Here is a 13,034-nt window from a genome sequence, read left to right as displayed (position 1 = left end):
CCCCTGAATTCAGGGAACGATGTACTGACACATGGGTAGGCGGCGAGCATCTCGGTCCGGGTAGGGCGAGGAGTCTCGGCGCAACCAGGACAGGCGGTGAGGGTCACTTCGTCGCTGCCGGTGGACCCCGCGACGGGCTGGCCGCCGGGAACCGACAGTCACGCTCCCATGTGTGAAAGTGGCTGGATCACCCTCACTCGTACGGGGGGACGCGTGACTTCCCAGGGCTGCACACAGGGTAGCGTCATGATCACTGTGCGAGATCGAATGTGGTGGGTGCGCGAGGACCGCGGCAGCATCGTGGTCGCCTTGGTGGTGGCTGCGCTGGCCGTGCTGCTTCTCGGTGTCTGTGACAGCGGGGGCCACCATCGCCTGGTCGGGGTCAAGGTAGACGAGCAGGCGCTCCCCGTCGCGTCGGCTGCACCGTACGAGCCGCACGCACCAGAGATCCTCCCGGCTCTCACCCCGGCTTCCTCCGTCGGTTGCCAGGGCGGTGATCGTGACCACTGCTCTCCCGTGGCCGAGCAGCATGTCGCGACCCAGGCGGAGGATCGTCGCTTCCTCCAGGAGCTACCGGGGACCGCCGCCGGGAAGTGGGCAGCCGCAGCCCCGGTCTGGTGCAGCGGTATCCAGGAACGCGAGTTTCCTGTCACGGCGGGGCGTGATGTGTTGAACCGGTTGTGCGTGTCCCGAAGGTGACGAGGTCAGGCCGTGTACGAGCGGCAGTTTCTGCCGCTGTCCGGCCTACTGCCTGATTCAGCCCCCTCTCCCCTCGTGGGGCCGAGGCCGCACGTCGAGTTGTAGACGGCTATGCGCCGCCATCGTGCCCCAACGCACGAAAGACACCCTCACATGACTGGACTTTCCCTGCCCGAAAACCTGAAGGCTTCCCCACCCAGCGTCCTGGAGGCTGTCGGCGGCACTCCCGTGCTGTGGGTGGACGAGCCGTTCGCCACCTCACCCGGAGGCTTCTGGGCCAAGCTCGAAGGATTCAACCCCGGCGGTATCAAGGATCGCGCAGCCCTGCATATGGTCGCCCGGGCCCGCGAACGCGGAGACCTCCGCCCCGGATCCCCGATTGTGGAATCCACCTCCGGCACCCTGGGGCTCGGCCTGGCGTTGGCCGGTGTCCTGCACGGCCATCCGGTGCATCTGGTGACCGACCCCGGCATGGAGCCGATCATGGAGCGGATGCTCACCGCCCACGGTGCCACCCTCTACATCGTCGACCAGCCTCACCCCGAAGGCGGCTGGCAGGAGGCGCGCCGTCAGAAGGTGGCCGAACTCCTTGCTGCCTTGCCGGGGGCTTGGTCGCCCGACCAGTACAACAACCCCGACAACGTGGCCGCCTACGCGGGGCTGGCCACCGAACTCGCCGACCAGTTGGAACACATCGACATCCTCGTCTGTGCAGTCGGCACCGGAGGGCACTCGGCCGGCATCGCCCGGGGTCTGCGTCGACGGATGCCCCAGCTGCGGCTGGTCGGGGTCGACACCATCGGATCGACCATCTTCGGCCAGCCCGCACGGACCCGCCTGATGCGGGGGTTGGGCTCCTCGATCTATCCCCGCAACGTCGACTACACGGCCTTCAGTGAAGTCCACTGGGTCGCCCCGGGCGAAGCCGTCTGGTCGGCCAGGTGCCTGGCCGCACGCCAGTTCGCTACCGGCGGCTGGAGTGTGGGAGCGGTCGCCCTGGTCGCCGGCTGGGTGGCCCGCACCCAGCCGGCAGGCACCCGCATTGCCGCCGTGTTCCCCGACGGGCCGCACCGCTACTTCGACACCGTCTTCAACGACGACTACTGCCGCGCCCACGATCTCCTCAACACCCCACCGACCACCGGGCCCGACACCATCGACGCCGCCGGATTGCGTGAGGTAACCCGGTGGACACGCTGCACCACCGTCACCGACCCCACGAAACCCCCGACCTCGATCAACGCCGGAGCCCACCAGTGAAGACGACGTGGCGTCAGGCCCGCTCCTTCGACCCCACCGTGCAGCTGCTGCTGATCAACCAGCTCAGCATCAACCTCGGCTTCTACATGCTCATGCCCTACCTGGCGGCCCACCTCTCTGGCACCCTGGCTCTGGCAGCCTGGGCCGTCGGCCTCATCATGGGTATGCGTAACCTCTCCCAACAGGGCATGTTTCTCATCGGCGGGGCCTTGGCCGACCGGCTTGGCTACCGGCCGCTGATCATCGCCGGATGCGCACTTCGCACCGTCGGCTTCACCGCCCTCGCCTTCGCCGACACCCTTCCCGCACTCTTGGCCGCCTCCGCCGCTACCGGGCTGGCAGGCGCACTGTTCAACCCGGCCGTCCGCGCCTACCTGGCGGCCGAATCCGGCGAACGACGTGTCGAGGCGTTCGCCCTGTTCAACGTCTTCTACCAGGCCGGGATTCTGCTCGGGCCGCTGATCGGGCTGGCGCTGACCGCAGTGGCGTTCCCTGTCACCTGCCTGGTGGCTGCCGTCCTGTTCGCGGCCCTGACTCTGTTGCAGATGCGCCGACTGCCGGCCCGGACCGGCGCAACCGCAGGCGAGGGGACAACCCTGCGCGAGCAGGCGGCCGTAGTCATGCGCAACCGGCCGTTCTGGCTGTTCTCCGCAGCCATGACCGGTTCCTACGTCCTGTCTTTCCAGATCTATCTGGCCCTGCCCCTGGAGACCAAGCGCCTGGTCGGTGACGGCACAACAGGGACTGCAGCCACCAGTGCACTGTTCGTCATTTCTGGGTTGGTTGCGCTCGGTGGACAGATGCGCATTACCGCCTGGTGCAAAAAATCTCTGACGCCCCAGCACTGCCTGGTGGCCGGGCTCGCACTGATGGCGATCGCGTTCCTGCCCCCGATGCTCACCTCCGGCCAGCACCTCACCTCAGCCGGATGGCGCACCGCGGTCATCATGCTGCCGCTGCTCGCCTGCGCGGCCCTGCTCGCCGCAGCGACCGCGGTGCTGTACCCGTTCGAGATGGATACCATCGTGGCCCTGTCCGGCGGACGCTGGGTCGCCACCCACTACGGCCTCTACAACACCGTCTGCGGTATCGGCATCACGTTGGGGAACCTCGCCACTGGCGCGGTCTTGGACGCCGCCCGCGATGCCGGCCTCGCCGCCCTGCCCTGGGTCGTCCTGGCCTTGGTCGGCGCGTGCTGCGCAGCCGCTGTCGCAGCACTCGCACGCAGCGGCAACCTCACCACCACCCCAGTCCCAGTGCAGGTCTGACATGAGCGTGCTGGTGCGCAGCCCAGTTGCTTCTGCGCACCAGCACGCTGGGTGCCTACGCCCGGCTGCGGTTGCGGCGCGTCCACCACACAGTTGCCCCGGCGACCGCGACCAGCGCGGCCGCGATCAGCCCAACCAACAGGCCGGTATTACTGCCAGAGCTCTTCTTGCTTTCAGGCTGTGCGGAAGGCGATGACTCGGTCGCCGGAGTGGACGCTGCCGGTGACGGCGTGCTGGCACTCGGCGTCGGCGAAGGACTTGGCGCAATCGCTTTGGCTCCCGGGGCCGCCGCCTTCAGTTCCAGGACCGGGGCGGGGTTCTCCACCTTCTGACCGTTGCTGGGCACCTCGATCCAACGGGAGACCTTGCCGTCGCTGTACGTCTCAATGGTCTTGAACGCCAGCGACTTCGCGTCGGGCAGCTGCCGAACCGTGATGCTGTGCTCGGCGTCCGTCCCCGCAGTCAGTGCTGTGCCGCCCACGGTGTACCCGTCGTCTGTGGTGCTGAGCGCCCAGCCCTTGGGGGCCTCCTTCAGCGACACAGCGTCCGGAGCGATGCCTGCGGGCAGCACGACCCGCAGCTCCTTGATTCCCGCAGCGTCCGACTCCGCCTCCGAGGTAAACGTAAGCGTGACGTTCTCCGCCAGAGCGCGGGCGTCAGAAGCGCTGACTTCGGCGTGGGCAGCGGCAGTACCCGCCCCCGCCGCAAGGACAGCAGCGGTGACTGTCGCCGCAATCCCTATCCGGCAAAGGCTGCGGCAGGTACGTGATGTGTTCGCCATGAATGAAACTCTTCTCGTGCAGGTGGGGCCGGCCGTCGGTGAGCAGCCCGCTATGGATTGGCAGCGTCTACAGCCGCACCCATGGCGGGCCCCTGCGGACCACGGCGTGACACAGGACCACCTGCAATGCAGACTTCCCCGGTCTGGCCGGCAAGGGGCATTGCGCGGGCAGGGCAGCCGCTGTGCGCAGTGGCTGCGGCCCCAAAGGCCCCAGTGCGGCAGCAAGGGCAGCGATCGCGGTCCGTGTCCATCTGCTGGCAGTCTGTGGAAGCTTGCTCAGAGCCTGATCCGCGCGATACATCAGCACCGCCACCGCTACAGCAGCCAGCCAATGCACCGACGTCATCACGAACGGACTGTGATGAGCCGAGTATCCGGAGCCTGACATGGTGTGCATTTCGTGCTGCCTGCCCATGACAGGGGCTGAACTGGCCAATGCCGCGTGCAGCAACGCCTGGGCGCAACCGGTTGCCGCAGCCACCAGCCACCACGAGCGAGGCGTACCTGCCGACATTGCGGATACGGCGAACACGGCAGCCGCTGCGGCGAGCAGTTTCAACCAGGGGACAGCACTCTCGGCGACCAGGTGATGTCCCACGACCGCGAGGACGCTGCTGATCGCCGTGAACACAGCAGCCCGGATCCACCGACCCCCTCGCCACATGCTCGAAGTCTTCTTCTGGTTCGTCGTTTCTCTGAGCCTGTCCATGCCGCGCCCATCATCCCCGGAAACCTCGCTTGCGGTCTCCGCCCCCTGAGAAGTGCCGCACTCGAGTGCGCTCATTCGACCGACCGGTGGCCGCGTCGCCGTCCTTCGGTCGGTGGCGGCCCGGCTTCCCTGTCTGCGCAGTACGGCACTCGCTGCAGTTGAAACTAAGTAACTAAGTAACTTAGTCTCCGAGTGCCCTTCGTTGACCGGTCGCCCGCTCGGGGTGACGGCGAAGGCGCTGCCGCACCGTGTCTCCCGAAACGGACCGCAGGGCAACAGAACGTCCCGCGGCCCGCGACCCAGGAAGTAGGAGTCAGACTCCGTGGCGTCCCACCGTCGTCCCAAGCAGGCCAGTCACGCGTATACGACCGCGCTCACCGCGACTGCGGCTGCCGCCGTTGCCTTCTCGGCGCAGACTGCATCAGCCGATCCGCTGCCCGACCCGTCCAAGAAGGGCGTACAGGCGCAAATTGACCGCCTGTATGAAGAGGCCACGCAGGCAACAGAGAAGTACAACGGGGCTAAAGAAAGGGCCGAGCAGCTGGACAAGCAGGTCAAAGACCTGCAAAGCGCCGCAGCCCGCAAACAGAGTGGCCTCAACACACTCCGGAATCAACTGGGTGCAATTGCTTCCGCTCAGTACCGCAGTGGCGGGCTCGACCCGTCCGTGCAACTGCTGCTGTCGTCGGACCCTGATGAGTTCCTCGAAGGGGCGGCAGCGCTGGACCGTCTCGGCGCGCATCAACTCTCCGCATGGCAACGCTACGCGAAGCAACAGCGCGAGTTGCAGCAGCAACGCACGCAAGCCATGGCAAAGGTCAAGGATCTGGGCAGTACCCGTACGGAGCTGGGTGTAAAGAAGAAGGAAATCCAGGGCAAGTTGGCGAAGGCGCGGCAGCTGCTCAACAGCTTGACAGCCAAAGAGCGTGCAAAGATCGCCGAGGACGAAGAGCGAGCGAACCGGTCGAGCGAGCGCACGGAGTTGGGCAACGAGGCCAGTGGCTCGCAGCGCGCCGCTTCGGCGTTCAGCGCCGCCCAGAGCCGAGTCGGCCTGCCGTACGTGTGGGGCGCCACGGGCCCCTCTTCCTTCGACTGCAGCGGTTTGACTTCATGGGCCTTCCAGCAGGCGGGCGTCTCTATCCCGCGGACTTCGCAGGCTCAGGCCGGGGTCGGTACAAGGATCAACTCATTGAGTGCGTTGAAGCCTGGCGATCTGATCATCATGCGGACCGACCTGAGCCACGTCGGCTTCTATGCCGGCAACGGACAAATTCTGCACTCTCCCAAACCGGGCGCCCAGGTGCGCTACGAGTCCATCGCGCGGAGCGGCATGCCGTTCATGTGGGGCGTACGCATCTGACGATCGGGTCGGCGCGGACAGCAGGATTGACGCAGCCGGGCTACAGAGGCAGAAGCGCGAAGGTGGTGCTCAGGGCGAGGCTCGGAGGGCAAGCGACGAGCACGGGAAGTAGCGGCACCACCATCGCGGCCGTCGCGATGCAGCAAAGCATGGCCAGGTTTGCGCTCGGGACTGGAATGAGAATGCGCTGGAGTCTGACCGCGACGCCATGACCTCCGACCCCTAGCGCACCGTCCGGGACGCTGGCGGTGGCCATCTCGTACATGGCGGTAGCCAGCACGATACGTCCTGTCCTGCGAAGCGCCCGGTCGTCGGCAATCATCTCCAGCAGGAGCGGAATTTGCTCCCGCATCACAGAGGCGAGCGGGAGCCCGCGAAAGACGGCGGCGAAGGCTTGGGAAGCCGCTAGGAGCAAGTGGTGCCGGCCGGCGATGTGCGCCCGCTCATGCTCAAGAACCGCGCCGAGTTGCTTGCTGGAGAGGAGCTCGACAGCGCCCCTGCTGACGACGATCCTGGGTCGGTATCCGGGAAGGCAGTAAGCCGTCGGTGCGGCGTGCTCCAGCACAGTGGCTCCCAATACCGCCGACCGGCGACCTACCAGGTCCAGCACTCTTCTGTGCCGCTTGCGGATAGCCCGAGCGCGCCGTACGCAGATGGTGAAGGTGACCACCAGAGCGGCACCCACAGCTCCCGCCCCTACGTAGCCCGCGTAGTTGGCCCTGGTTGAGCTCGGCGCATCAATGCCCAGCGCGACTCGGCATGTGTAGATGATGCCGTGAAGGTGCGTATGGGGACTTGCCAGATGGAGGGCACCCAGCGCAAGGCAAAGCGAGAACGAGCAGGCGAGCGTCAGCCAGACGGTCACGGCCAGAGCCGGAGCCCTGTGCGGCCAGCTGCTGCGCGCCATGATGCGCGGAGCAAGCGTCCCGACCGCTGCGGCGTAACCCAACAGGGCAGGCGCTGCGTTCACGGGGTGAGGTCGTGTCCGGCGGCGCGAAGGGCATCGCGCAGAGCGGATACCTCGTCATCGGACATGCCGCGGACGAAGTGAGCCAAGGCCACCGACCGGTCCTCACTGGCACCCAGAGCATCTTCCATCAGTGCAGCCGAGTACGCCTCCCTGCTACGCACCGGCGTGTAGAGCCAAGCGCGCCCCTGCTTCTCGCGCGTGAGCCAACCCTTGTTGTAGAGGATTGTGGTGACCGTCATCACGGTGGTGTAAGCGGCGGGGCGTCGCGCGTTGATCGAATCAACCACCTCTCGGACCGTGGCGGGTCTGCCCCATGTCCAGAGGCAGTCCATGATCTCGGCTTCGAGATCTCCCAGCCGCCGCATACTCAAGCCTTTCCTGCTGCCACAGTCTCACCGTCCCGCAATACTAGGACGCTGTCCTAACCTTCCTGCGTGCCACGGCCAGTCCCCACCCCCAACACCAGTCATCCTGAGCCTGCAGTGTCCAGACTCGGGCAGGGGACCGCACCCGCGACGACATCCACCAGCACGGAGGCGGCTTCGCCTTGCGCCGGCGTGCGAGGAGCATTCGTCGGCGCATGCTTTGCAGGCGGTGGCCCAAGCGGTGAGCAGGGCGCGGGCGGAGTTCCCCCCCCGTTATGTTTTTCGCGGTCCTGCAATGGGGCCGCTGGCCTCCGGGCCCGGTATGACTGTGTCCCCTCTGTCGAACAGATGACCTGGGGGGTGGTGTCGCCGGGTCCGTGGGGTGCCGTCGGAGACGCTGATGAGAGACCCGGCCACCGCCCGGTCCGGCGCAATGCCGGGCAGTACGCGGGCGGCAGGTCTGCATAACGTGGATGCGCGAGCACGGTGCCATTGCCGAGGCCGGCAGGAGCAACCACCTGGGAAGGGTGCGATGTTAGACACCGATGGCGTGGGCGTCTTCCTCGGGATGGACGTCGGCAAGTCCGCCCATCATGGCCACGGCCTGACTCCGGCGGGCAAGAAGATCTTCGACAAGCCGATGCCCAACAGCGAACCGAAACTGCGGGCCGCCTTCGACAAGCTCAAGGCCAAGTTCGGCACCGTGCTGGTGATCGTCGACCAGCCCGCATCGATCGGGGCTCTGCCGCTGACCGTCGCCCGGGACGCGGGCTGCGAGGTCGCCTACCTGCCCGGACTTGCCATGCGGCGGATCGCCGATCTGTATCCGGGCGAGGCGAAAACGGATGCGAAGGACGCGGCGGTGATTGCGGACGCGGCCCGGACGATGCCGCACATCCTGCGTTCGCTGGAGCTGACCGACGAGATCACCGCCGAGCTCACGGTGCTGACCGGCTTCGACCAGGACCTCGCCGCCGAGGCCACCCGCACCAGCAACCGGATACGCGGCCTGCTCACCCAGTTCCACCCCAGCCTCGAGCGCGTGCTCGGCCCGCGGCTGGATCACCCCGCCGTCACCTGGCTCCTTGAGCGCCACGGATCCCCGGCCGCTTTGAGGAAAGCCGGCCGCCGCCGGCTCGTCGAGCTGATCCGGCCCAAGGCTCCGCGGATGGCACAGAGGCTGATCGATGACGTCTTCGACGCCCTCGACGAGCAGACCGTCATCGTTCCCGGCACGGGCACCCTCGACATCGTGATCCCGTCCCTGGCCGCCTCGCTCGCAGCCGTCCACGACCAACGCAAGGCACTCGAAGCCCAGATCAGCACCCTGCTGGAGGCCCACCCTCTTCACCAGGTCCTGACCTCGATGCCGGGCGTCGGCGTCAGGACCGCCGCCGTCCTGCTGGTCACCGTCGGCGACGGCACCGGCTTTCCAAGTGCCGCCCACCTCGCCGCCTACGCCGGCCTCGCTCCCACGACGAAATCGTCGGGAACCTCGATCCACGGCGAACACGCACCACGCGGCGGAAACCGGCAGCTCAAACGCGCGATGTTCCTCTCCGCCTTCGCCTGCATGAACGCCGACCCGGCATCACGCGCCTACTACGACCGGCAAAGAGCCCGCGGTAAAACGCACACCCAGGCACTCCTGCGACTCGCCCGCCAACGCATCAGCGTGCTTTTCGCCATGCTCCGAGACGGCACCTTCTACGAATCCAGAACCCCCACCATCACCCTCGCCGCCTGACCACCCCAACCACACGCAAACCAGGCACCACGTCCTTGACGAAGGACATAGAGACACCCCCCCCCGCGAGCCGGACAGCGGGTGCTTGCGCTGGCGGGGCGAGGTCCTGCCTGAGCAAGGCTCTCGTCTCGAGCGGGGTGACGTACCCGTAGTCGAGGGTGCAGACGGAGGCGGCTGCGGTTGTACTCGACCTCGACATAGCGGAAAACGTCGGCCCGGGCAGCCTCGCGGGTCTCCCACACGTTTGTCCCGATCTCCGCTTTCTGTATGGCGAACCAGCGCCCTTGAAGTTCTAATGCTTCATGGGTCCGTATTGCCACCCGTGCTTTTCGGCTTTATCGCGAAGAACGCTGGCGCGCCTCTGTTGGAGTTTCTTCGAATCAATCAGTTTGTAATCGACGTACGCATGGGCAGGTGGGCGGGTTTCTCCGTCATCGATTTGGGCATCGTCAATGACTCTTAGGCCCGCTTCGTTAACTTCGCCTACCTCTACACAGAAAACGCCGACCGACGCGTAACCCAGCGTCCCGGTGTGATGGTGGTGCGCTGCTTCAGGGGTGACCAATGAAGACCTTGTCACCGATACTTCACCGGTATCCTTAGGTGTGGGTCGAAAGAGTTGGCTACTGACCCGGCCGTCATGGACCCAGCTAGGATTCACTTGGCGCCAAAGTTTCTCGTCCTGGGTCGATATTTCAAGCTCGCCGGGCCGAAGATTTGGGCCGTCAGTCGCCATACTGGGTGATCCCCCCGGTCACGAATTCTGTGATGCTTTCTAGGTTCCGCCAGTGGAACGTCTTAGTGCTGTCGGTGTCGTCTTCCTTCGAAAAGGCATATACGTCCACCTTTTCTTCTGGGAGAATTACTAGCGTGACCTCGCCTCGGGTGAAAGGCCACTCTAGCTGGACCCCACCCTCCTCGGTCGGATAAATGTATGGGCGCTCGACCTGTGCATCAAGGAGTTCAAGAAGAATGGATTCGACTTGGCGCAGTAGCTTTCTGCTCACTTCCTTGCCGATGCCATCGAGCCAGCCATTTTCGAGAGTCTGCAATGTCAGGAGACGTTCTGACCACTCAGGCGGCAGAACCGGTTCGATCGACAGAATGTCCTGAATCTCGATATAGTCGCCATCTAGTGACTGAATTGCTACGGCGTTAACGGCGACAGTGGGGGCCATTGTTGATCGATCTAGGTATTGCTTAAGGTCCACGACGATGTCGTCGGAGGAGAAGCGCCCCAGTACCTGTTTCCCGCTAGATAGGCGGAAGTCGAATGTGCCCTTTTCTGCGTTTACTCCGATGACCTGCCCTGCGATGAGCGTTTCAATCTCGAATCGCTCAAGGCGCGCCTTCTCGTGAATCAATCGGCGGACTGATTGCGAGTAGATCACTTCGGATGGGCTGCCACTGTCGAAGACGATTGATTCGTCATCCTGCAAGCTGCGTCCGAAGCGTGAGAATTCGCGAAGTGCGTGCGGCGGGAAGGTCCGCGGAATGCCGGATCCGGACTGGATGGAGCGCAAAGTGTCTTGAATTAGGATTCGTGCCTCGTCGAAGATGCCTGAGTCCTCATCGAAGAGGGTGTCAGTCTCATTGGTGGCACGCTCAAGAATGGGCACCACGCTTCCGGCCTGGATGTCCGAAAGGCGGAGAGAGAAAGAGGACGCGAAACCCCTAGGAACCCTCTGTCGCGTGGCGTGTCGCTGCTTGTACAACCCGCGTGCCACGTCGACCACGAGACGCTCATACCTGGCGAACTCTGCCAAGACCTCAACGGGCAAACCCTGTTGTTCGTAGCGGCCACCTCGAAGGCGCCAAGATCCAAAAGTGCGACGATCCGTCCCCATGTCCCCCACCCTACTGAGACGGCACCTTCCCCATGACGTCCACACTTGAGTAGAGCAATTTTCCTCCCTATTGGCTCCAGAAGCAATCGGGTTGGAGCTCTCTGCCTGTAGCGATTGGGACACGGCGGTTAGAGGCCGAGACCAGCAGCACCGTGGTCTCGGTACCTGCTCCGTCCGGGAGCGTCCGCCACCGTCCGCATGGGTGCGAGTAGGCGCCTGTTCAGCCGTTGGGTGCGAGGGGCGGACGGTGGCGGATGCTCGCGGAGCGACACCGGACAACTCGTCATGCGTAGGTTTCGCTACCTGGCATGTAACCACTACCTGAGTCGGCCGTAAGAGCGCCAGATCAGCCTGGAAGTTGGTCTGCCGCAACGGCGATCAGCCAAGTCCTACGGGGACATCCCAGGGACTTTTCAGGGACTTTCACGTCTGTCCCAGGGGGTTTCCAGGGACTTTCCACCCCGTAGGCAGGGAAGGCCCTGACAGCGCTGAAAGAAGCAAACGCGCTGGTCAGGGCCTATCCGACTAGCACTCGATGATGTTCACCGCGAGCCCGCCGCGGGCGGTCTCCTTGTACTTGACGCTCATGTCGGCACCCGTCTCCTTCATGGTCTTGATGACCTTGTCGAGGGAGACCTTGTGGCTGCCGTCGCCGCGCAGCGCCATCTTCGCCGCGGTGACGGCCTTCACGGCCGCCATGCCGTTGCGTTCGATGCACGGGATCTGGACGAGGCCGCCGACCGGGTCGCAGGTCAGACCGAGATTGTGCTCCATGCCGATCTCCGCGGCGTTCTCGACCTGTTCCGGGGTGCCGCCCAGGACCTCGGCGAGGGCGCCCGCGGCCATCGAGCAGGCGGAGCCGACCTCGCCCTGGCAGCCGACCTCGGCGCCGGAGATGGAGGCGTTCTCCTTGAACAGCATGCCGATGGCGCCGGCCGCCAGGAGGAAGCGGACGATGCTGTCGTCCTTCTCCGCCTCGGTGGCGCCGCCTGCCGCGAAGTTCATGTAGTAGTGCAGTACCGCCGGGATGATGCCGGCCGCGCCGTTCGTCGGAGCGGTGACCACGCGGCCGCCCGCGGCGTTCTCCTCGTTGACCGCCATCGCGTAGAGGGTGATCCACTCCATCGCGTGGGTCTGCGGATCGCCCTCGGCGCGCAGCTGGCGGGCGGTGTTCGCGGCGCGGCGGCGGACCTTGAGGCCGCCGGGCAGGATGCCCTCGCGGGACATGCCGCGGGAGACGCACGCCTGCATGGCGCGCCAGATGTCGAGCAGCCCGGAGCGGATCTCGTCCTCGGTGCGCCAGGCGCGCTCGTTCTCCAGCATCAGGGAGGAGATCGACAGACCGGTGTCCCGCGCGAGCCGCAACAGCTCGTCGCCGGTACGGAAGGGGTGCCTGAGTGCCGTGTCGTCGGGGACGATCCGGTCCTCGCCCACCGCGTCCTCGTCCACGACGAAGCCGCCGCCGACCGAGTAGTACGTCTTCTCCAGGAGCGGGGCGCCCTCGTGGTCGTACGCGAAGACGGTCATGCCGTTGGCGTGGTACGGCAGCCTCTTGCGGCGGTGCAGGACCAGCTGCTTGTCGGCGTCGAAGGCGATCTCGTGCATGCCGAGGAGGTTGATCCGCCCGGTGGCGCGGATCGCCTCGACCCGGTCGTCGGCCGTCTCGACGTCGACGGTACGGGGGGACTCGCCCTCCAGGCCGAGCAGCACGGCCTTGGGGGTGCCGTGGCCGTGGCCGGTGGCGCCGAGCGAGCCGAAGAGTTCGGCGCGTATCGAGGCGGTGTGGGCCAGCAGGCCCTCGTTCTTCAGCCGGCGCGCGAACATACGGGCCGCGCGCATGGGGCCGACCGTATGGGAGCTGGACGGGCCGATGCCGATCGAGAACAGGTCGAAGACCGAGATGGCCACGGGGTGACTCCTAAGGGTTGGTAGACGCCGTTGTCTGCCGGGTGGTGCGGTACGGGCGGGGGTGGGCCCGAAGAGCGGGACAAGGAAGCGCGGGCAAGGGATGGGGCACCGCGCTCACTG

The 13,034-nt window shown here is 65.7% G+C and carries 10 protein-coding genes; 5 read left to right on the top strand and 5 right to left on the bottom strand.

Annotated features, from left to right (window positions below):
- Positions 1 to 246: 246 nt before the first annotated feature.
- From OG959_RS09505 to OG959_RS09495, 3 genes are all read left to right on the top strand, one after another.
- Positions 247 to 699 carry a hypothetical protein gene (locus OG959_RS09505; RefSeq protein WP_326657760.1) on the top strand — a complete coding sequence of 151 codons (453 nt, stop codon included), beginning with the start codon at positions 247 to 249 and terminating at the stop codon, positions 697 to 699.
- 153 nt (positions 700 to 852) lie between these two features.
- Entirely contained in the window at positions 853 to 1,959 is a 1,107-nt protein-coding gene (locus OG959_RS09500) for a PLP-dependent cysteine synthase family protein (protein ID WP_315986324.1), read from the top strand.
- Positions 1,956 to 3,227: an MFS transporter gene (locus OG959_RS09495; protein WP_148020923.1), complete on the top strand. Its 1,272-nt coding sequence runs from the start codon at positions 1,956 to 1,958 to the stop codon at positions 3,225 to 3,227. The genes OG959_RS09500 and OG959_RS09495 overlap by 4 nt, the downstream gene beginning before the upstream one ends.
- A 55-nt stretch (positions 3,228 to 3,282) precedes the next feature.
- Here the strand turns inward: OG959_RS09495 and OG959_RS09490 are convergent, their stop codons facing one another.
- A complete protein-coding gene (locus tag OG959_RS09490; protein WP_326657759.1) occupies positions 3,283 to 4,008 on the bottom strand; it encodes a DUF1775 domain-containing protein in 726 nt (241 codons plus the stop codon).
- A gap of 1,031 nt (positions 4,009 to 5,039) precedes the next feature.
- Between OG959_RS09490 and OG959_RS09485 the strand changes: the two genes are divergently transcribed.
- The gene (locus OG959_RS09485; protein WP_148020925.1) at positions 5,040 to 6,077 is read left to right on the top strand and encodes a C40 family peptidase; all 1,038 of its coding nucleotides are present in this window, start codon (positions 5,040 to 5,042) and stop codon (positions 6,075 to 6,077) included.
- A 40-nt stretch (positions 6,078 to 6,117) separates the two neighbouring features.
- On the opposite strand, the gene OG959_RS09480 is transcribed toward OG959_RS09485, so the two are convergent.
- Complete coding sequence (locus tag OG959_RS09480) at positions 6,118 to 7,047, bottom strand: M56 family metallopeptidase (protein ID WP_442805554.1); 930 nt, start codon at positions 7,045 to 7,047, stop codon at positions 6,118 to 6,120.
- Positions 7,044 to 7,412, bottom strand: a complete 369-nt coding sequence (locus tag OG959_RS09475) for a BlaI/MecI/CopY family transcriptional regulator (protein ID WP_148020927.1) — start codon at positions 7,410 to 7,412, stop codon at positions 7,044 to 7,046. Before OG959_RS09475 ends, OG959_RS09480 begins: the two co-directional genes overlap by 4 nt.
- A 532-nt stretch (positions 7,413 to 7,944) precedes the next feature.
- On the opposite strand from OG959_RS09475, the gene OG959_RS09470 reads away from it, so the two are divergent.
- Entirely contained in the window at positions 7,945 to 9,159 is a 1,215-nt protein-coding gene (locus OG959_RS09470; protein WP_326657757.1) for an IS110 family transposase, read from the top strand.
- Positions 9,160 to 9,884: 725 nt separating this feature from the next.
- On the opposite strand, the gene OG959_RS09465 is transcribed toward OG959_RS09470, so the two are convergent.
- Together OG959_RS09465 and OG959_RS09460 are read right to left on the bottom strand one after the other, a co-directional pair.
- On the bottom strand, positions 9,885 to 10,778 hold the full coding sequence (locus OG959_RS09465) for a hypothetical protein (RefSeq protein WP_148020928.1): 894 nt from the start codon (positions 10,776 to 10,778) through the stop codon (positions 9,885 to 9,887).
- 753 nt (positions 10,779 to 11,531) lie between these two features.
- On the bottom strand, positions 11,532 to 12,914 hold the full coding sequence (locus OG959_RS09460) for an L-serine ammonia-lyase (RefSeq protein ID WP_148020929.1): 1,383 nt from the start codon (positions 12,912 to 12,914) through the stop codon (positions 11,532 to 11,534).
- Positions 12,915 to 13,034 lie beyond the last annotated feature (120 nt).

It is taken from the genome of Streptomyces sp. NBC_00385, from assembly GCF_035917155.1.
In the GTDB taxonomy this organism is placed as follows: domain Bacteria; phylum Actinomycetota; class Actinomycetes; order Streptomycetales; family Streptomycetaceae; genus Streptomyces; species Streptomyces poriferorum.
This window is presented reverse-complemented; position numbering and strand designations above follow the sequence as displayed.

What these genes read in the sequence shown, in the direction of transcription:
- OG959_RS09475 (WP_148020927.1), bottom strand. Translation starts at nt 7,412, where the DNA reads ATGCGGCGGCTGGGAGATCTCGAAGCCGAGATCATGGACTGCCTCTGG.
- OG959_RS09490 (WP_326657759.1), bottom strand. Translation starts at nt 4,008, where the DNA reads ATGGCGAACACATCACGTACCTGCCGCAGCCTTTGCCGGATAGGGATT.
- OG959_RS09500 (WP_315986324.1), top strand. Translation starts at nt 853, where the DNA reads ATGACTGGACTTTCCCTGCCCGAAAACCTGAAGGCTTCCCCACCCAGC.
- OG959_RS09470 (WP_326657757.1), top strand. Translation starts at nt 7,945, where the DNA reads ATGTTAGACACCGATGGCGTGGGCGTCTTCCTCGGGATGGACGTCGGC.
- OG959_RS09505 (WP_326657760.1), top strand. Translation starts at nt 247, where the DNA reads ATGATCACTGTGCGAGATCGAATGTGGTGGGTGCGCGAGGACCGCGGC.